16 protein-coding genes are annotated in these 19,965 nt (G+C 62.7%); 9 read left to right on the forward strand and 7 right to left on the reverse strand.

Going from position 1 to position 19,965, the window contains the following annotated elements; translation table 11 throughout:
* Positions 1 to 94: 94 nt before the first annotated feature.
* The 3 genes from HNP33_RS05110 to HNP33_RS05120 are packed head-to-tail and all read right to left on the reverse strand — an operon-like array spanning position 95 to position 5,338.
* Positions 95 to 1,057: an alpha-E domain-containing protein gene (locus tag HNP33_RS05110; protein ID WP_184705963.1), complete on the reverse strand. Its 963-nt coding sequence runs from the start codon at positions 1,055 to 1,057 to the stop codon at positions 95 to 97.
* Between the two features lie 52 nt (positions 1,058 to 1,109).
* Positions 1,110 to 2,597 (reverse strand): circularly permuted type 2 ATP-grasp protein, encoded by a 1,488-nt coding sequence (locus HNP33_RS05115; protein ID WP_184705965.1) that lies wholly within the window; start codon positions 2,595 to 2,597, stop codon positions 1,110 to 1,112.
* Between the two features lie 59 nt (positions 2,598 to 2,656).
* Complete coding sequence (locus tag HNP33_RS05120) at positions 2,657 to 5,338, reverse strand: DNA internalization-related competence protein ComEC/Rec2 (protein ID WP_325064910.1); 2,682 nt, start codon at positions 5,336 to 5,338, stop codon at positions 2,657 to 2,659.
* A gap of 255 nt (positions 5,339 to 5,593) precedes the next feature.
* On the opposite strand from HNP33_RS05120, the gene HNP33_RS05125 reads away from it, so the two are divergent.
* The 6 genes from HNP33_RS05125 (at position 5,594) to HNP33_RS05150 (ending at position 10,907) form a co-directional block, all read left to right on the forward strand.
* On the forward strand, positions 5,594 to 6,055 hold the full coding sequence (locus HNP33_RS05125) for a RidA family protein (RefSeq protein ID WP_184705969.1): 462 nt from the start codon (positions 5,594 to 5,596) through the stop codon (positions 6,053 to 6,055).
* 170 nt (positions 6,056 to 6,225) lie between these two features.
* The gene (locus HNP33_RS05130) at positions 6,226 to 6,687 is read left to right on the forward strand and encodes a RidA family protein (RefSeq protein WP_184705971.1); all 462 of its coding nucleotides are present in this window, start codon (positions 6,226 to 6,228) and stop codon (positions 6,685 to 6,687) included.
* A 177-nt stretch (positions 6,688 to 6,864) separates the two neighbouring features.
* A complete protein-coding gene (locus tag HNP33_RS05135) occupies positions 6,865 to 8,052 on the forward strand; it encodes a M20 aminoacylase family protein (protein WP_184705973.1) in 1,188 nt (395 codons plus the stop codon).
* Between the two features lie 43 nt (positions 8,053 to 8,095).
* The gene (locus HNP33_RS05140) at positions 8,096 to 9,109 is read left to right on the forward strand and encodes a Bug family tripartite tricarboxylate transporter substrate binding protein (protein WP_184705975.1); all 1,014 of its coding nucleotides are present in this window, start codon (positions 8,096 to 8,098) and stop codon (positions 9,107 to 9,109) included.
* A gap of 92 nt (positions 9,110 to 9,201) precedes the next feature.
* Positions 9,202 to 10,347: an MBL fold metallo-hydrolase gene (locus tag HNP33_RS05145; protein ID WP_184705977.1), complete on the forward strand. Its 1,146-nt coding sequence runs from the start codon at positions 9,202 to 9,204 to the stop codon at positions 10,345 to 10,347.
* A 170-nt stretch (positions 10,348 to 10,517) separates the two neighbouring features.
* Positions 10,518 to 10,907, forward strand: coding sequence for a nuclear transport factor 2 family protein (locus HNP33_RS05150; protein ID WP_184705979.1), 390 nt, complete (start codon positions 10,518 to 10,520; stop codon positions 10,905 to 10,907).
* Between the two features lie 95 nt (positions 10,908 to 11,002).
* Here HNP33_RS05150 and HNP33_RS05155 read toward each other — a convergent pair whose 3' ends face one another.
* On the reverse strand, positions 11,003 to 11,986 hold the full coding sequence (locus tag HNP33_RS05155) for a Bug family tripartite tricarboxylate transporter substrate binding protein (RefSeq protein ID WP_184705981.1): 984 nt from the start codon (positions 11,984 to 11,986) through the stop codon (positions 11,003 to 11,005).
* A 44-nt stretch (positions 11,987 to 12,030) separates the two neighbouring features.
* Positions 12,031 to 13,491 carry an amidase gene (locus tag HNP33_RS05160; RefSeq protein WP_184705983.1) on the reverse strand — a complete coding sequence of 487 codons (1,461 nt, stop codon included), beginning with the start codon at positions 13,489 to 13,491 and terminating at the stop codon, positions 12,031 to 12,033.
* A 106-nt stretch (positions 13,492 to 13,597) separates the two neighbouring features.
* On the opposite strand from HNP33_RS05160, the gene HNP33_RS05165 reads away from it, so the two are divergent.
* Positions 13,598 to 14,509 carry a LysR family transcriptional regulator gene (locus HNP33_RS05165; RefSeq protein WP_184705985.1) on the forward strand — a complete coding sequence of 304 codons (912 nt, stop codon included), beginning with the start codon at positions 13,598 to 13,600 and terminating at the stop codon, positions 14,507 to 14,509.
* A gap of 96 nt (positions 14,510 to 14,605) precedes the next feature.
* Here the strand turns inward: HNP33_RS05165 and HNP33_RS05170 are convergent, their stop codons facing one another.
* Positions 14,606 to 15,541, reverse strand: a complete 936-nt coding sequence (locus HNP33_RS05170; protein ID WP_184705987.1) for a hypothetical protein — start codon at positions 15,539 to 15,541, stop codon at positions 14,606 to 14,608.
* 132 nt (positions 15,542 to 15,673) lie between these two features.
* Here HNP33_RS05170 and HNP33_RS05175 point away from each other — a divergent pair, with 132 nt between their 5' ends.
* Both HNP33_RS05175 and tsaA read left to right on the forward strand, forming a co-directional pair.
* The gene (locus HNP33_RS05175) at positions 15,674 to 16,834 is read left to right on the forward strand and encodes a methanobactin export MATE transporter MbnM (RefSeq protein ID WP_184705989.1); all 1,161 of its coding nucleotides are present in this window, start codon (positions 15,674 to 15,676) and stop codon (positions 16,832 to 16,834) included.
* On the forward strand, positions 16,831 to 17,313 hold the full coding sequence (tsaA, locus tag HNP33_RS05180; protein ID WP_184705990.1) for a tRNA (N6-threonylcarbamoyladenosine(37)-N6)-methyltransferase TrmO: 483 nt from the start codon (positions 16,831 to 16,833) through the stop codon (positions 17,311 to 17,313). Before HNP33_RS05175 ends, tsaA begins: the two co-directional genes overlap by 4 nt.
* 139 nt (positions 17,314 to 17,452) lie before the next feature.
* Here tsaA and parC read toward each other — a convergent pair whose 3' ends face one another.
* Positions 17,453 to 19,813, reverse strand: coding sequence for a DNA topoisomerase IV subunit A (parC, locus tag HNP33_RS05185; RefSeq protein ID WP_184705992.1), 2,361 nt, complete (start codon positions 19,811 to 19,813; stop codon positions 17,453 to 17,455).
* Positions 19,814 to 19,965: the final 152 nt, after the last annotated feature.

Below are 19,965 nucleotides of genomic sequence, written 5' to 3' on the forward strand. Positions count from 1 at the left end.
CCGGGCATCAGGCACAGACCATCCAAACGAAAAGGGCGCCCTGCGCCCTTTTCCTTTTCTTCGTCGCTATCGACGCTACAGACTGCTCACTTTATCAGTCTGCAGTCGCAAGAAAGTCGTTGCTGATGCGGCCGCCCAGCGCGTGCACGCGCTCTAGAAAGTGCACCAGGTAGGCATGCAGACCGGTGGCCAGCAGCTCGTCAATGCGGCCATACTGCAACTCTGCCAGCAGCAAGCCTGCCTGGCGCTGGGTTTCGGCAGAATGGTCGTTGGCCACGGCCTCCAGAATCTGCACGACCTCGTACATGCTGGCATGCAGGGAGCGCGGCATGTCTCGGCGCAGGATCAGCATCTCGGCCACACGCTCGGGCGTGATCACATTGCGGTAGACCTTGCGGTACACCTCGAACGCCGAGACGCTGCGCAGAATGGCACTCCAGTGGTAGAAGTCAAACTGCGCCTGGCCTTTGCCCGGCATTTGCGTGCCGTGATAATCGTTCTTGATCGCGTGAAAACGCACGTCCAGCAAGCGCGCGGTATTGTCTGCGCGCTCGATGAAAGTGCCCAGCCGCAAGAACAGGAATGCATCGTCCTGCAGCATGGTGCCCAGCGCCACGCCACGCGACAGATGCGAGCGGTACTTGACCCATTCAAAGAACTTGGCCGGATCGGTCTCGAACTTCTTGGCCTTGAACAGCCGGTTCATATCCAGCCATGTCAGGTTCTGCGTCTCCCAGACTTCTGTGGTCAGCGCACCGCGCACTGCGCGGGCATTTTCGCGCGCTGCCTGCAGGCAGCTGTAGATGGATGAGGAATTGGTCTCATCACGCACCATGAAGTGCAATACCCCTTCCAAGGTCACTTCGTCGTGGCGCTGGTAGTAGGCAGGCAGCAGTTCGCTGATCGACAGCACGCTCTGCCAGGCTTTGGTGGCGGCAGACGCGGACTGCGGCAGCATGGAGGTCTCGTAGCTGACATTGAGCATACGGGCTGTGTTTTCCGCCCGTTCGGTGTAACGGGACATCCAGTAGAGGTGATCGGCGGTGCGGCTCAACATTAATAAACTCTTTCGCTATTCATGATCTCGGTTGAAGGCCAGGGTGCAGGCATCACTGCTGGCCGCCCTCCCACTCGCTGTAGTCATCTTCGGGGCCACGCAGTACCCAGGTGTCCTTGGTGCCACCGCCCTGCGACGAGTTAACGACCAGCGATCCCTCCTTGAGGGCCACGCGCGTCAGGCCGCCCGGTACCATCTGCACCTGCTTGCCGCTGAGCACGAACGGACGCAGATCGATGTGGCGCGGCGCAATTCCGCTTTCCACATAGGTGGGACTGCTGGAGAGGCTGAGCGTAGGCTGCGCGATGTAGCCGCTGGGCTTGGCCTTGAGCACCGCGCGAAACTCCTCGATCTCGGCGCGCGAAGCTGCCGGACCGATCAGCATGCCGTAACCGCCGGCACCATGCACTTCCTTCACCACCAGATCTTCCAGGTGGTCCAGCACATAGGCCAGGTCATCCGGCTTGCGGCACATCCAGGTCGGCACGTTCTTCAGGATGGCTTCTTCACCCAGGTAGAAACGAATCATGTCTGGCACATATGGGTAGACCGATTTGTCATCGGCCACACCCGTCCCCACTGCATTGCAGATGGCGACATTGCCCTTGCGGTACACCTGCATCAGGCCTGCGCAACCCAGTGTCGAATTGGGGCGGAAGACCTGCGGATCCAAAAAGTCGTCGTCCACACGGCGGTAGATCACATCCACGCGCTGCAGTCCCTGCGTAGTGCGCATGTAGAGTACGTCGTCGCGCACCACCAGATCCTGCCCCTCCACCAGCTCCACCCCCATTTGCTGTGCGAGGAAGGCGTGTTCGAAGTAGGCGCTGTTGTACATGCCCGGCGTCAATACCACCACGGTCGGATTGTTGATGGCATGTGCGGGAGCGCTGGCACGCAGGGTGTCGAGCAGCAGATCGGGGTAATGGGCCACAGGCGCAACAGCGTGGCTGCTGAAGAGCCCGGGAAAGAGCCGCATCATCATGCGGCGGTTTTCCAGCATGTACGAAACGCCCGATGGCACACGCAGATTGTCTTCCAGCACATAGTAGGTGCCGCTTCCATCGGCTTCGGCCGCCCGCACGATATCAATGCCTGCGATGTGCGCATAAGTATCGAGGGGAACATTCACACCCTGCATTTCGGGCCGGTACTGGCTGTTATCCAGCACCAGATCGCGCGGCACGATACCGGCTTTCAGAATCTCCTGGTCGTGATAGACGTCATGGATGAACCGATTAAGTGCCGTTACCCGCTGCACCAGTCCCTTTTGCATCTGTCGCCATTCATGGGAAGGGATGATGCGCGGAATCAGATCAAATGGAATCAGCCGCTCCGTGCCCGATCCGTCCTCGTCTTTCTCGCCATAGACCGCAAAGGTGATACCCACGCGGCGAAACACGAGTTCGGCCTCTTCGCGCAATGCCTGCATCTTGTCAAAAGGCTGCTCTTTGAGCCACTTGGCGTAGGTCTGGTAATGCACCCGCTCGGCTCCTGCGGCATAGGGTAGCCCTTGGTACATCTCGTCGAATTTCTGCATCAACTCTTCCTTTCTCGCCAAACCAGCTTAGCAAGTTTCGCGCCATTGCCAGCTAGGTACTAACCTTCATCGGATATCAAAGAACCATTGCCATAGTCTATAGATTCCACAAGAGGCATATCGTGCTGTGGCGCAGGTTTATCGAAGATGTTCTGTCCATCTGCACCAAATTGGTGCAATGTATGCTGCCAAAAGCGCGGACGAATCAGGCGGTGGCACTGCAACGCTTCCGGCTCCGCGGAATACCACAGCGCCGCACCGCATTCCACCGAAGAATGAAACCGGATACGCTGGTCCGCATAGCGCTGCACCACGGGCGCGGCCGGATGGTGAAAGCGGTTGCGGTAGCCGGTTTGCGCCACTGCCCGGCTCGCGCCCACTGCGGCCAGCAAAGCCCGGGTTGATGAGGTATTGCTGCCGTGATGCGGTACCAGCATCAGATCGGCACGGAGCATGGTGCCCCGCTGTACCAGCATCTGCTCCTGCTGCTTTTCCAGATCACCCGGCAACAGAGCCGCTGCCGCATGGCCCTTGTGGGGTTGCCCCAGTATGCGCAATACGCAGCTGCGCGCGTTGCCTGAGCGCTGGTGTGCAATGCCGTCGCTGGCAGGCAAGGGTCCGTCCGGATGCAGGACTTCAAACCGCACACCGTCCCATTCCCAGAAATTGCCCGCAGCACAGTCCTGCCAGGGCAGCGCCTGCAAGCCCAGTTGGTGGCGCTCCTGGGGTGTGAGTGACCCCATGGCCTGCGCGGGCCACAACTGCGCTGCCACGGCAGTGCTGCCGCCGGTGTGATCACTGTCTCCGTGGCTGAGCACCAGCATATCCAGCACGCCCGACACTCGCCCCTGCGCGCCCAGCGCACGCAGGACAGGCACCACCACACGATCCCCCGCATTGCTGCCCGGGCCGTAGACCGGCCCCGCGTCATACAACAGACTGTGCCGCGCCGTCTGCACCAGCACTGACTGGCCCTGCCCCACATCCAGCGCAAGCACGCTGAACTGCCCCTCGGCGGGCCGCAGCGGCTGCCACCACAGCGCGGGCAACAGGCATGGCAGACCCAACATGCGCAACTGCCATGGCTGTGGCAGCACAAGCCAGATGCCGCCTACCATGGCTGCCACAGCCGCCCACCACGGAGCTGCAGGCAGCCACAGCGCCGCGTGCGGCCAGCGCGCCAGCCATTCCAGCCACACCATCAGTATCTGCATGGCCCCAGCAGCCAGATCCCATAGTGGGGGTATCGCAACGCCCAGCAATGCCAGAGGCGTTGCCACCCAGGTCACCCACGGTATGGCCAGCACATTCGCCAGCAGCCCCACCACCGAAACCTGGCCAAACAGCAGCAGCGACAGTGGCGTGATGGCCACCGTCACGATCCACTGCTCGCGCAGCAGGGCCAGCAACCGGCGCTGGGTGCCAATCAACCTTCCATCCGACGCCTCACCTGCACCGCCCTTTCCCATATCTGAAGCAAACAGGATACCCACTGCCAGAAAACTGAGCCAGAACCCCGCTTGCAGCAGCGCCATGGGCTGGAACAGCACCACTGCGCCGCACGCCATCAGCCATGTGGCATGCCAGGGCCATGGCCGACCGCTCATCCTTTGCAGCGCGACCACCGCCAGCATCAGCACGGTGCGCTGTGCGGGCACGCCCCAGCCACTGAAGACGGCATAGGCCAAAGCGCTCAGCACTCCGGCCGCCAAGGCCACTTGCGGCGCGGGCAGCCACAGGCACAGAAGACTGCTGCGGCGCCAGCACCAGCCCACCACCGTGCTGGCAGCCCAGGCAAATACGGTGATGTGCAGACCTGAGATCGCCATCAGATGGGCCACGCCCGTGATGCGAAAGACGCGCCAGTCCTCCCGGTCGATGGCGCGCTGCTCTCCGGTAACCAGCGCGACGAGCACACCGGCAATGCGGGCCCGGCGTGCCACAGCTTCATCGCCAGCCTCATTTCCCATCGCTTCACCATCCCCACGCCAGCCATCGGCAACCGGCGCTAGCCGGTGTACCATGGCATCGCGCACATGCTGCCGCAGGCGCTCCACCGGGTGCGCGTTGCTGGCCTCCAGCAACTGCGGACCGGGCTGCAACGCACCACCGGCCCGAACGCCCGAAGGCAAGCGCACATAGCCAGTGGCATGAACACCCTGCTCCCACATCCACAATTCATAGTCAAACCCATGCGGGTTGACGCTGCCGTGAGGCGCCTTGATCCGCACCGGCAGGCGCCAGCGCTGCCCCGCTGCCAGCGCGGGAATGGTTGCAGAGCCAGCAGGTGCACCACGACGCATGGCATTCGCAACGGGCTGCGCGTACCATGCCAGATCGATCAATGGAGGAACTGCAACCGGCTGCCCGCCAGCGTCTGCCATATCAACCTGCAGACGAAAGCGCTGCCCCACCGCCGTTTGCTGCGGCATCGCGGCAATGGTGCCTTGCAAGAGCAGATCAGCCCCTTCCAGCGCGGGATCAAGCCGCAGCGCCATCTGCTGCGCGGCCTGCCAGCCCGCCAGCCCCCATGCCAGCAGGCAAGCGGCCAGCATTGCGCCCAGGCTACCGGCCCACCTGCGCCATCCATCGTGCTTTGTGCATGCACCCGAGCGCCATAGCCAATACACGCTGGCCAATGCCCCCAGGCCCAGCCCCCATCCGTACACCGTTTGCGGATAAAGCTCCGATTGCTGCAGCTGCAACGCAGAGCCCAGCACAATGCCCCAGAGCCATGCCAAAGTTTGCCACCCTGCAAAAGACGCAGCCGCTCCCTGCACAGCAGAGCATGAAGACGGTGACAAGGCGCTTGGCATGGCGCCATGCTAGGCGTGCGCCCCGGCGCTCAACCCAGGGTGCCAGCCCTTGAACGGACGAACGGTAGGCATCCATGACGAAGGTCATCGCCTGCGCCCCGAAGCAGTATGCATTTGTGCCACACTTGGCGTTTTCTGCAATCGGCGCAGCGCTGCTGCCCCCAACCCACCGAGGACTCCATGAGCGTTTACGACCAACTCCAAGCCTTGAACATCAGCCTTCCGCCGCTGGCCATTCCTGCCGCCGCTTATGTGCCCTATGTGCAGACGGGGAACACGGTCTTCCTGAGCGGCCACATCGCACGCAAGGATGGCAAGCCCTGGGTAGCGCAATTTGGCCGCAACATCACCACCGAAGAAGGCAAGCTGGCGGCCCGCGCTGTGGCCATCGACCTGCTGGGCACCCTGCAGCACGCAGCGGGCGGTGATCTCAACCGCGTCAAGCGCATCGTCAAACTGATGAGCCTGGTCAACAGCACCAGCGATTTCACCGAGCAGCACCTCGTCACCAACGGCGCCAGCGAATTGATGGCCGAAGTGTTTGGCGCTGAAAAAGGCGCCCATGCACGCAGCGCCTTTGGCGTGGCACAGATCCCCTTTGGCGCCTGCGTGGAAATCGAGCTGATCGCCGAGCTGGCCTGATCCCAGGCGCAACACCCTCGCCAGCGGCGCCAATGCCATTTGGGCATGGCGCCGCTGTCTTTTTGCATAGCAAAACGGCCGGTAGCGCTGGTACGATGTGCGGGAAATATGCAAATTTGATAGCAAATCAGGTTTGCAACCACTCCTTGACCCATCACCGGACATCGACCATGAGCGTTTACGACCAACTCAAAGCCCTGAACATCGAGCTGCCGCCCGTGCGCACGCCTGCCGCAGCCTATTCGCCCTTTGCGCAGACCGGCAACCTGGTCTTCATCAGCGGGCACACAGCCAGCAAGAACGGGCAACCCTGGACGGGCAAGCTGGGCAAGAACATCGACACCGCCGAAGGCAAGCTGGCTGCGCGTGCCGTTGCCATTGACCTGCTGGGCACCCTGCAGGCGGCCGTGGGCGGAGACCTCAACCGCGTCAAGCGCATCGTCAAGCTGATGAGCCTGGTCAACAGCACCGAAGACTTCACCGAACAGCACCTCGTCACCAACGGCGCCAGCGAGTTGATTGCACAGGTGTTTGGCCCTGAAAAAGGCGCCCATGCCCGTAGCGCCTTTGGCGTGGCGCAGGTTCCTCGTGGGGCCTGCGTCGAGATTGAGTTGATTGCCGAAGTGGAATAAACCCACTTTGCGGGAAAGCAAGCAATCCAACGCGCCTTAGAACAGGTTCTTAGGGCGCGTTTTTTGTTTCTACGGCGCCGCCATCTGCGGCATTCCTTTTGTCCATTGAGCGACAAAGCGGCACGGCACTTCATTCCACAATGCCAGACACCGCCTCTCGCCTGTTCCACAAAAGCCATGCCCCAAGACTTTCCCTCCTGCGCCGGTCTGCTGTCTTCCGTTGAAAGCATTGCACCGCAGTTCGTCTCGATCCGCAGATCGATCCACGCTCACCCAGAACTCGCATTTGAAGAGCAGCGAACCAGCGACCTGGTCGCCAGCACCCTCAAAGACCTGGGCTACAAGGTGCATCGCGGCCTGGGCTCCACCGGTGTCGTGGGCCAGTTGACCAAGGGCAACGGCAGCAGGGCCATCGGCATTCGCGCCGACATGGATGCGCTCCCGATCCAGGAGCGCACGGGCCTCGATTACGCCAGCACCTTGCCTGGCAAGATGCATGCCTGCGGGCACGATGGTCACACCGCCATCTTGCTGTGCGCTGCAAGGCACCTGGCCCAGTCGGTGGATTTCAATGGCACGCTGAACCTGATCTTCCAACCTGCGGAAGAGAACGAAGGCGGCGCGCTGCGCATGGTGGATGAAGGCCTGTTCGACCTCTTCCCCTGCGACGAAATCTACGCGCTGCACAACGCCCCTGGCCTTCCGGTTGGCAAGATGGCGATCAGCCCCGGCCCCGCCATGGCCTCATTCGACCGCGTCACCATCCGGCTGCATGGGCGCAGCGCCCACGGCGCCATGCCGCACCATGGCATCGACCCGATGCAGTGCGCGGCCAGCATCGTGCTGGGCCTGCAATCCATCATCACCCGCGAGATCGATGCCTCGCACGCGGCAGTGATCACCGTCGGCTCCATCCAGGCGGGCGAGGTCTACAACATTGTTCCCGAATCCGCGTTGCTGAAAATCGGTGTGCGCACACTCGATCCTGCGGTGCGCACGCTGGTCGAAAAACGCATCCGCCAGTTCGTCGAAGGCCAGGCCCAGAGCTACCAGTTGAACTGCGAGATCGACTACCTGCACAAATACCCCGTACTGTTGAACCATCCCGCGCAGACGGAGTACGCCCGCGAGGCCGCCATTCGCCTGCTGGGTGCCGACAACGTGAGCCAGCGCACGCCCACCATGGGCAGCGAGGATTTCGCCTACATGCTCCAGAAGCGCCCCGGCGCCTATATTCGCCTGGGCAATGGCGTTGGCGAAGATGGCGGCTGCATGGTGCACAACCCGCTGTACGACTTCAACGACAAGGCCCTGGCCATTGGCGCAGCCTTCTGGTCGCACCTCGTCCAAAGCTATCTGCGCTAGCCCCCGTTGGCCCAGCGCATCTGCACATCTTTCTGGAGCTTTCATGCAGCACATCCATCGCCGCCATTTCATCCGGGGCCTGGGCGCCACAGCGGGCCTTGCCAGTCTTTCGGCCATCACGCCGCTTGCGCGGGCGAGCGACGCGTTCCCCAGCAAACCGCTCAGCCTGATCGTGCCGTATCCAGCAGGCGGCGCCAGCGACGTGGCTGCGCGGATCTTTGCGGAATCCATGGGCAAGACACTGCAGCAGCAAGTCATCGTCGAGAACATTGGCGGTGGCACCGGCCTGCTGGGTGCGGGCAAGGTGCTGTCCGCGCCCAGTGATGGATACACCTTCTTTCACGGTTCGGCCAACGAAGTCTTTCTGGCACCCATGCTGAACCCGGCTGCACGTTACAAGCCGCAGGATTTCAGTTTCGCCTGCCCCACCACCGAAGCCGTCATCGTGCTGCTGGTGAAAAACGACTTGCCCGCCCGCACCTACGACGAGTTCATCGACTTTGCCAAAAAGCGCCAGGACAAACCGCTCACCTACGCAACGGTGGGCATCGACTCCATGTACAACCTGATGGGCGATGCCCTGGCTGCGCAGTTGAAGCTGCCCTTTCTGCACGTACCCTACAAGGGCGCGGCACCGGCTCTGCAGGATGTGGCTGGCGGACAGGTGGATTTCGCGATCCTGCCCTACCAGACCAGCTTCGACGGCATGCAGCAGCAGGGCCGCCTGCGCATCCTCACCAGCTTCTCCAAGGCGCTGCCCGAGCCCATCAGGCACCTGCCACTCATCTCGGCAAGCCGGTACACGCCCGATTTCGAACATACGATCGGCGGCGGCTACTTTGTACGCAAAGGCACGCCGCCAGAGCGTGTCACCATACTGCGCAATGCAGTCTCTGCCGCGCTGGCAACGCCTGCCATCCGCAGCAAGCTCGAATCCGAAGGCCGCAATGTGCGCCAGCCGATCAACGCACAATCCCAGGCAGATGAGGTATTCCAGCAGCAATATGCGCGGCTGAACCAATTGATACAGGCCGTGGGGCGCAAGGCCCTCGCATAGCCTGTTTGTATGAGGGATGGGTATCAATGGCCGCACGCCTGCGGCTTTTTTTCAGGCCGCTATCATGGCTCGCAGAACTCGAAACCTGTTCCATGAGCACACCCTCCCCCTCGCCTTCCCCCGCCACGGCAAGCCCCCGCAGCGGATTCAAACGCCTGCGCAGCGGCTGGCTGGTCGCCACGGCCTGCTCGATTGCCGCATGCGCATCCACCCCTGACGAAGAAAGCCAGCGCCGCTACCAAGCCTCGCAACAGTACTCCGCGCAGGACCAGCGCTTTCGCAACGGCCCCAACCCCGACATCAAGCCCCATGCCGGCGGGTTGCAGATCTGGTCGCGCTTTCTGTTCGGCGACAAGACCGGCACCGTACCGCAGGATCCGATTCCCGTGCAGCCGGTAAGCCAGGCGCAGCTGCAGGCGCTGGCGGACGATGCCAACCACATCATCCGGCTGGGCCACTCTTCACACCTGCTCAAGCTGCAGGGCCGCTATTGGCTGATCGATCCGGTGTTTGGCGAGCGCGTGTCGCCTTTCAGCTTCATCGGCCCCAAGCGCTTTCACCCCACGCCGCTGCCGCTGCAGGAATTGCCACCAATTGCAGGCCTCGTGCTCTCGCACGACCACTATGACCATCTGGACGAGCCCACGATCAAATTTCTGCTCGGCAAGGTGGAGCGCTATTTCGTGCCGCTCGCGGTCGGTGCTCGCCTGCGCGCCATGGGGGTAGAGGCGGAACGCATCACCGAACTCGACTGGTGGCAGGCCGATGCCCATGCGGGCGTCACCCTCACGGCCACGCCTTCGCAGCATTTTTCAGGCCGCACGCTCAACGACCGCAACAGCACACTCTGGGCGTCGTGGGTGCTGCAGGCTGGAGGCCAGCGCATTTTCTATACCGGCGATTCGGGCTATTTCCCCGGTTTCAAGACCATTGGCGAACAACTCGGCCCCATGGATGTGGCTCTGATGGAAAACGGCGCTTACGACGCCTACTGGCCCTCGGTACACATGACGCCGGAAGAAACCGTGCAGGCCTTCGCCGATGTGCGCGGCCAGGTACTCTACAGCGTGCACAACAGCACCTTTGCCCTGGCCATGCACAGCTGGCGCGATCCTCTGGACCGCCTGGAGGCGCTGTCCGAGCAGCGCGGCATTGCATTGGCAACCCCGGAAATCGGCGAGGTGCTGACCGTTGGTCAGCCGCGCAGCAATGCGCTGTGGTGGAAAAACCTACGTTAAGCACTGATGACCGCAATGGCGCTAATCGTAGCGCCTGCGCGCACTACCATCGCATCGCGTACCTGCCAACGGCGCCGCACTGTTCTGTGCGAGCGTCTTTTGGAACCGTGTTCACGGTCTCGCAGCAGATTTCCTACCGATTCCCAACCGATTTCCCAGGAGACAACACCATGAGCAACACCGCCACCCGACTGACCAGCCACCCCGAAGAGGCCGCCGTGCGCGTGCCGCTGGAGCTGTACATGCGTGGCCACGCCGAAGACAGCGCCGAACACATGCGTGCCGCCTTCATGCCCACCGCGCGGTTGGAGAGCGTGCGCGAGGGCCCGCTCACCTCGTGGGATCTCGATACCTACTGCCAGCGCTTCAATAACACCCCGGCTGCCGATGAGGCCACACGCCGCCGCACCATCGATACGCTCGATATCGTGGGCACGGCGGCCAGCGCCAAGGTCACCCTGGTGCACGGCAGTATCACCTTCACCGACTATTTCGTGCTGCTCAAGACCGCGCAGGGCTGGAAGATCGCCAACAAGGCCTTCCATGCACAGGTCGCCTGATCCGCTGAAAAACTAAAACGAATGGCTGCCAGCGCTTTCTGTATATACGCCAGCAGCTATCTTTTAGAAGAAATTCCGAACCCGAGCACAGACACTCACTCTGCCTGAATATTCGCCCGCTGCGCCACCTCGCGCATCAGCGGCAGCTCGCGCTCCACACGCTCGCGCAGTGCCGCACCCGGCCCCCAGGCAGGTGTCAGGCCAATGTCCACCAGCTTGCGCTGCATCTCGGGCACGGCCATCACCTCGGCCAGCGATTGCTCCAGTCTCTTTTGCACCGGCGCAGGCAGACCGGCTGGTGCCATGAAGGTGAACCAGGTACTCATGTCAAAACCGGGGTAGCCACTCTCGGCTACAGTGGGCACCTGCGGCAGCAAGGCCAGGCGCCTGGAGCCCAGCGCGGCAATCGGTTTGATCTTGCCCGATTTGATCAGCGGCGTGGTCGCCACCACCGTATCGACGGCCAGTTGCACCTGCCCGCCCATCAACGCGGTCAGGCTGGGCGAACTGCCGTTGAAGGGCACATGCAGCATGCTCAAGCCCGTGGCAGATTTGAGCAGCTCGCCCCCAAAATGCACCGATGACGCGGTGCCGAAAGTGCCATACGAGAACTTGTCCGGCGCGGCCTTCGATTCGACAACCAGCTCCTGCAGGGTATTGGCCTTGACCTCGTTATTGGCCACCAGTACCAGGCCCATGTCGGCCACCACGCCCAACATGGTGAAGCCGCGCTGCGGATCGTAGGGCAGCGTCTTGCGCACCACGGGGTTCATCGTCAGCGTTGAGCCTGCCCCCAGCAGCAGTGTGTAGCCGTCAGGCTGCGCCTTGGCCACCAGCCCCGCACCCACCGCCGTACTGGCGCCGGGGCGGTTGTCCACGATCACGGGCTGGCCCAGCTTCTCACCCAGTGAAGTGGCCAGCAGTCGGCCCAGAATATCGGTCGCGCCGCCGGGCGCATAGGGCACCACCAGCTTGATCGGCCGATCAGGATAATGCTGCTGCGCGAAGGCAGGTGGCAGCGCCAGTGCAGCAGCACTGGCTGCCATGCAGATGATGAAGCGGGAGCGGGACAAGGCCATGGTGAAAATCTCCTTAGGAAGATACGCTTTCTGGAAACACGACATCAAGCCAGCAGCGGGCTCGCCACGCGCGCATGGCCGCTGGCCTGATCGTAGGCATGGCCGATCTGCAGCACAGCCAGGTCGGACTGCGCAGGCCCGATGATCTGCAAGCCCGCAGGCAGCCCTTGCGCGCCGAAGCCCGCAGGCGCTGCCAGCGCTGGCAAGCCAGCCATGGTGGCGGGAACCACTGCCTGCATCCAGCGGTGGTAGGTATCCATGGTGCGGCCACCCACAGACTTGGGCCAGTCCAGCGCCGCCTCAAAGGGAAAGACCTGTGCGGCAGGCAGGATGAGGAAATCGTAGGTCTCGAACAACCGGCGCAGCACTTCGTACCACGCGCTTCGCACGCGCGCAGCCGCATAGATGTCCATGGCGGTGAGCGCACGTCCACGCTCCATCTCCCACACCGCTTCAGGTTTGAGCAGTGCGCGTTTGGCAGGGTCGTCGTACAGGGCCGCATTGGCGCCCGCCACGCTGAAGCTGCGCAGATCGATCCAGGCGCGCCACAGCTGCTCCATATCGAAAGGCGGCAGCACTTCATCCACCGCGCAGCCGATATCCACGAACGCATGCAGAGCAGCGCGGCACACATCAAGTACTCCAGGTTCAGTGGGCAGGTGTCCGCCCAGATCGCCCAGCCAGCCAATGCGCGCTCCGCGAAAATCGCGCGGCAGCGCCCCGCCCCAGTCCTGTGCGCCCTCGCTGCGCCGCGTGAGCGGCAGCCGTGCATCAAACCCCGCCTGCACCGACAGCAGCAGTGCCAGATCGGGAATATTGCGCGCCATCGGCCCCGCCACGCTGAACTGCTGAAAGAACACCTCATCGCCCGGCCCGTGCGGCACACAGCCCACCGAGGTGCGCAGGCCGTAGACGTTGTTGAATGCGGCTGGCGTGCGCAGCGAACCCATCATGTCCGAGCCGTCGGCCACCGGCAGCATGTGCAGCGCCACGGCAACCGCTGCGCCACCACTGCTGCCACCCGCCGAGCGCGCAGGATCGAAGGCGTTGCGCGTAGTGCCGTAGACCGGGTTATAGGTGTGGCCGCCCAGCCCGAATTCGGGCGAATTGCTGCGCGCTACAAACAGTGCGCCGCCAGCGCGCATGCGCTCGAAAATCACCGCATCGGCCTGCGTCACCTGGCCCGCGAAGATCGGCGAGCCCTTGGTGGTGACCATGCCCGCAACGGGTGAGATGTCCTTGGGCGCCTGCGGAAAACCGTGCAGCGGCCCGCGGCTTTGGCCGCGCGCCAGCTCCTGGTCAAGCTGGTGTGCCTGCGCCAGCAGCGGCTCGCGGGGCATGGGCGCCACCAAGGCATTGACCTGCGGGTTGAGCCGATCCATCTGGGCCCAGAAAGCCTGCAGCACCTCGGTGCAGGAAACCTCTTTGCGATGGATGGCTGCTGAAAGCTGGGTGGCGTTGAGTTCCACAATGCCGGAGCTGGCAGAAACACGGTGCTGGCTCATTGGGGGTCCGTCTCCTGGATGTCTGAAAATTCAGCATAGGTAAACATCCACTTTCCGACAATCACAATTTTCTGCGGTTATCGTTGCGTTTTTTGCAAAGCAGGCCATGCAAACCTCTCAGCATCTACAGGACACCGCCATCCGCTATTTTCTGGAAGTGGTGCGCAGCGGCTCGGTGAGCGAGGCCGCGCTTCGGCTCAATGTCTCGGCATCGGCCGTCAGCCGCCAGATCGCATCGCTCGAAGAAGTGCTGCAGACCCCCTTGTTCGAGCGCCGCCCGCGGGGCATGGTGGCCAGTGCAGCAGGAGAGCTGCTCGCCCACCATGCCAGACGCCACGCGCTGGAAGCAGACCAGGTGGTGTCGGACATACAGGCATTGCATGGGCTGCGCCGCGGTCACGTCCGCGTCATGGCGTCCGCCGGGTTTTCCTTCGAGTTTCTGCCCCATGCCATGGCCTCGTTCCGCAACAAACACCCTGGCATGCGGTTTCAGCTCACGGCCGCATCACCTGCTGCGGTAACGCATGCCGTGCGCAATGGGGATGCTGACATCGGCCTCACCTACAGCCGCGCCGCAGTGCGCGACATCGATGTGCAACACCGCCAGAGCTCGCCAGTGATTGCGATCATGCCGCCCGATCACCCGCTGGCCCGCTTTTCCAGCGTGACGCTCGCGCAGATGCATCCCTACCCGATTGCGCTGCTGGACGAAGGCAACACCGCGCGCCAGCTGTTTGACATTGCCTGCGGGCAGCGCGGGCTGGAGTTTGAACCGGTGCTGGAGAGCAGCCAGTTCGATGCCCTGGTGCGCTTTGTGCTGCACGGCGGCGGGCTCACGCTGGGTGGCGAGGTGACCGTGCGCGAATATGTGCGCCGGGGCCAGCTGCATACGGCAGCCATCCGCGAGCGCGGCATGAATGCACGCTCCATTGAGCTGCAGACGCTGACGGGCCGCCAGTTGCCGCAAGGTGTGAAGGCGTTCGTGGAGCACCTGCGAGTTTTGCTGCCTGCAAGGTGATGGCAGCCGGGATTGCCTTCAGGCTACCGGCCTACCTTTCTGGCCCCAGCCGTGCTGCCTGCACCAGACAAGGCAAGCGGCCAAGGCATATCCTGCTCACTTCACCGGCACGATCCGAACGCTCGCCGTGCCGCTCGCATCGGGCGCCGCCACTGCCGCGAACAGCCGGCGGTTGGACTCGTCGTAGGCCACGCCGATGATCTTGGACCAGCCGCTCGCCAGCACACTGGTTTCCCCCTTGGGGTTGACCTGAAACAGCTTGCCGCCTGAGCCGCCGAAGAACAGCGTACCGTCTGACGCCGCTGTCATCAGGTCGATACCATCGAGCGTCGTGAAAGTGGCCACGAGCTTGCCGTCAGCCAGACCGGCGGGCTGCGCGCGCACCTTGCTCAGCGAGTACGACAGCAGTTGCCCGTTGTTCTGATCGCCGATGTAGAGCGTGTCACCCGCCACTGCCAGGCCTACCGGTTTGCCAAGGCCGGTGACCAGTTCACGCTCGCTCGCCTGTTGGCCGTTCATGCTCAGCTGGCTCACTGCGCCTGCGCCGCCCTTGATGAACCATCCATCCAGCAAGGCGCCATCAGGTGCCGTGGTGATGCCGATGCGGCGGCGCTTTGGGTCCGTCCCCTCCAGGTTGAATGCGGTGCCGCTCTTGGGAACGGCGACGACTGCGCCATCGGTACCGAAACCAAAACGCGTGGTGTAGAACGCGCCATCAGATCTGCGCGTCAACTGTCCCAGCGTGGCGCCGCTGGCTGGCGCTGCAGGCAAGGCCGCATAGGCCGGAAAGGACTGGTTGCCGTCCCACACACGGATATTGTTGGCCGTGTCGTCAGTCAGGTACAGCCTGGATTCGACCTTGTCCCAGTACAGGCCATTGAGCTTGGCTGCCACCGGCAGTGTGGTCGGTCCCCGATCCACGTCACTACCCCCGCCACCACAGGCCGACAGCGCCACGAACCCCGAAGCCATACCGGCTAGCAACCAGCGGCGCAGCCCAAAGGTGTTGCGCAAAGCGGAAATGATTTTCATGTGCTCCTCATTGATTTGAATTCATTCAATAAAATACCATCGTTATTATATTTTGGAATAGCGATGCAACCCCATGATAGCGCCGCCCCACCATGCGGCCGTTCCCTGCGTACAACACGCCTGCAGATCTGGATGTTCGCCTGCCTGGCAGTGGCGACAACCTTCGCAGGCTGCGGCGGCGGTTCCACGGCAGGCAGCACCATCGAGTTGCCTGCTACCGAGCCCTGGCAATGGAGTCTTCCAGCCGGCTGGAGTCCGCCTGTCGTGCCTGAAAACAATCCAATGAACACGGCCAAAGTGGAGCTGGGTCGGCGCCTGTTCTATGACACCCGGTTGTCGGGCAACGGCACGCAGTCCTGCGCCAGTTGTCATGCACAGGCCAGCGCCTTTACCGACAACCGGGCACTGGCACGTGGTTCCACCGGCGAGATACACCCGCGCAACGCCCAGCCCCTGGCCAATGTGGCCTACCACAGCACGCTGAACTGGGCCGATCCGGCAGCGACCACACTGGAGCAGCAACTGCTCGCGCCGCTGTTCAATGTCCATCCGGTAGAGCTAGGCGTGAATGACGGCAACCGCGACGAGGTACTGGCCCGACTGCGCCGCGATCCCGACTACCCGCCACGCTTTGCAGCAGCGTTTGCGGGCCTGCCAGAGCCGCTGAGCTGGGACCATGTTGCCAAGGCCATCGCAGCCTTCGAGCGCACGCTCATCTCGGCAGACAGCCGCTATGACCGCCATCTTGCCGGGCAGGTGACACTGACGGATACGGAGACGCGGGGAATGCGCCTTTTCTTCGGCGATCAGGCGCTGTGCTCGCGCTGCCACGGCAGCCCGAACTTCAATGACCAGTTCCGCACAGCCACGACAACCGACGCGCCAGCGGTGTTTCACAACACGGGGCTGTTCAACATCGGAGGTACAGGCGCCTACCCGGAGCCGAACCGCGGAGTGTACGAACTCACCCGAAAGATCACCGACATGGGACGCTTTCGTGCAGCCAGCCTGCGCAATATCGAGCTGACCGCACCCTACATGCATGACGGCAGCATCGGCACGCTCGAAGCCGTGCTCGACTTCTATGCCGACGGCGGCCGCAATGTGGGCAATGGCCTGTATGCAGGCGACGGCCGGCTCAACCCCTACAAGGATCCGCTCATCTCACAGATCCGCCTGCAGGCTCAGGACAAGTCCGACCTCGTGGCCTTTCTGAAAACGCTGACCGACTACACATTCATCAGCAATCCCCAGTTCTCCGATCCCTTTGCCGCCAATAAAAGCCACCCATGAACGACATCATCACCATGCGCCCCATCGGCACGATCCGCAGTCCCTTCCACAGCACACAGGGCATGCCGATCCAGACCGTGGCCGCAGCCGATGCGGAAGGTGAACTGGAAGTATTCGAAGCCTTTGCCGCCGGCCTGCGTGACATCGAAGGCTTCGCCTACCTGATCCTGCTCACGCATCTGCACCAGGCGACGGAAAAGCTCGAAGTCGTGCCCTTCATGGATACCGAGAGCCACGGCGTTTTCGCCACGCGCGCGCCGGCGCGGCCCAACCGCATCGGCCTGTCCATCGTGCAACTGGTGCAGGTGCATGGCCACGTGCTTCGCTTTCGCGGCAATGACATGCTGGACGGCACGCCAGTGCTCGACATCAAGCCCTATGTACCGCAGCTGGATGTGCGCTCTACCGAACGCATAGGTTGGTTCAGTCAGGGCCTGCAGCACCTGCCTTCTGCCAAGTCGGACGACCGCATGCGCTAAGGTTCTTCGATCACAAAAAGAGAGTCGGCTGCACCTTCCCATCCTTGATCTCCAACCATTTTCATAGCGGAATCATTGATAGGAACGCGTAGCCAGCTCTCTTTTTTGAATATGGCAGGGCCCGTATCGACCCCGTCGGTCACTCCACGCGGAACACCGCGTTCGGCTTGAAGCCCAGGTCGGCTGCCTTGCCCTTCTTCGCGCGACTGGATTTGGCGTTGTTGAGGCTGCGGATTTCCAGCGTTTCCTCGCGCGCCTTGCCGCCCCGCCCAATGCCTTCGATGCGAATGCTGCGCGTGTAGGCGGCAGCGCCCGCCAGGCGGTCATTGCCCTCCAGATCGATCAGCTTGAGGCCTTTGCCACCGTTGGCCATCTGGTTCAGCTCGGCAATGTCGAATGTGAGGATGCGACCACCCACCGAGGCACAGACCACATGGGTAGCATCGGGCAGTTCCACGCTGCCGCTGGTGCCCGACACGAGCGATGGGCGGCACAGCGTATCGCCATCAGCCAGCGTGACGAAGGCCTTGCCGCCCTTCTGGCGCGAAACCATGTTCTCGACCTGCGCGGTAAAGCCATAACCGCCGCTGGAGGCCAGCAGCAGACTGGCGGGCAGCGGCCCGGCAAAGTAGTAGAGGATCTGGGTGCCCGCTTCCAGTTCCATCATCGTGGTCACCGGCTGGCCATCGCCCCGCCCGCCCGGCAGCGCCGCCACGGCGATCGAGTAGACGCGGCCATTGCTACCAAACACCAGCAGCTGGTCGACCGTGCGGCATTCAAAGGTGCCGTACAGGCTGTCGCCCGACTTGAAGCTGAAGCTGCCGGTCTCGTGGCCATGGCCGGTTCGTGCACGCACCCAGCCTTTTTCGGACACCACAACGGTGACGGGCTCATCCACCACCTTGACTTCGGCAACCGCTTTTTTCTCTTCCTGGATCAAGGTGCGGCGCGCATCGGCAAACTGCTTGGCGTCGCTTTCGATTTCCTTGACCATCAGGCGCTTGAGCGAAGCGGGATTGGCCAGAATGTCTTCGAGCTTGCCCTGCTCTTCGCGCAATTCCTTGAGCTCCTGCTCGATCTTGATCGCCTCCAGGCGCGCCAGTTGGCGCAGGCGGATTTCCAGAATGTCATCTGCCTGGCGCTCCGTCAGGTCAAAGCGCGCCATCAGCGCAGCCTTGGGCTCGTCGCTGGCGCGGATGATGGCAATCACCTCGTCGATGTTCAGCAGAATGAGCTGGCGGCCTTCGAGGATGTGGATGCGGTCCAGCACCTTGGTGAGGCGGTGCTGCGAGCGGCGGGTGATGGTGGTCTGGCGGAACTCGATCCACTCTTCCAGCATCTGGCGCAGCGATTTCTGCGTAGGCTTGCCATCAATGCCGATCATCGTCAGGTTGATCGACGACGAGGTCTCCAGGCTGGTGTGCGCCAGCAGGCAGGTGATCAGCTCGGACTGCGGCGTCTTGCCGGTCTTGGGCTCGAACACCAGACGCACGGCCGCATCCTTGCTCGACTCGTCGCGCACGCCATCAAGTACCGACAGCACCGTGGCCTTGAGCTGGGTCTGGTCCTGCGTCAGCGCTTTCTTGCCAGTCTTGATCTTGGGGTTGGTCAGGTCCTCGATCTCTTCAAGCACCTTCTGCGACGAGACGCCGGGCGGCAGCTCGTTCACCACCAGTTGCCACTGGCCGCGCGCCAGCTCTTCGATCGTCCAGCGCGCGCGCACCTTGATCGAGCCACGACCGGTGCGGTAGGCATCGGCAATGTCCTTGTCGCTGCTGATGATCTGGCCGCCGCCCGGGTAATCGGGCCCAGGAACGATGGCATGCAGATCGGCGTCCGTCATTGCGGGCTTCTTGATCAGCGCCACGCAGGCATCGGCCACTTCACGCAGGTTGTGGCTGGGGATTTCGGTCGCCAGGCCCACGGCAATGCCGCTGGCGCCATTCAACAGCGCAAAGGGCAGGCGTGCGGGCAGCTGGGCGGGCTCTTCCTCTTTGCCGTCGTAATTGGGCACGAAATCGACGGTACCCATGTCGATCTCGTCGAGCAGCAAGGTGGTGATCTTGGCCAGACGCGCTTCGGTGTAACGCATGGCGGCAGCGCCGTCGCCGTCACGGCTGCCGAAGTTGCCCTGCCCATCGACCAGCGGGTAGCGCTGGGAAAAATCCTGCGCCATGCGCACCATGGCGTCGTAGATGGCCGAGTCGCCGTGCGGGTGGTATTTGCCCATGGTGTCGCCCACCACGCGCGCGCTCTTCGCGGGAGCGGCGCCGTGCGCAGCATTGGCCCCCGAAAACCCCAAGCCCATGCGCGCCATGGTGTAGAGAATGCGGCGCTGCACGGGTTTCTGGCCGTCGCACACATCGGGCAACGCACGGCCCTTGACGACCGAGAGCGCGTATTCCAGGTAGGCACGCTGGGCGTAGTTACCCAGATCAAGACTGCCGCCGTCATCCGGCGATGTGTTGGACAACAGATCCAAACCGGTTTGTTCACTCATATTTGATAGCTTTCTGCGCTTGATAGACGGGCGCCAGCAATGGTTTTATCTATTTATGCGGCGCCGTGTGGTGCTAAGGCGGTAGTGGCTGCCTTATTCCGTTTCTCCCCCATTCGAGTACGCGAAGGCAAAGCGAAGGCAGTGCCGTAGCA

It is taken from the genome of Comamonas odontotermitis, assembly GCF_014207855.1.
Classification (GTDB): Bacteria; Pseudomonadota; Gammaproteobacteria; order Burkholderiales; family Burkholderiaceae_C; genus Comamonas; species Comamonas odontotermitis_A.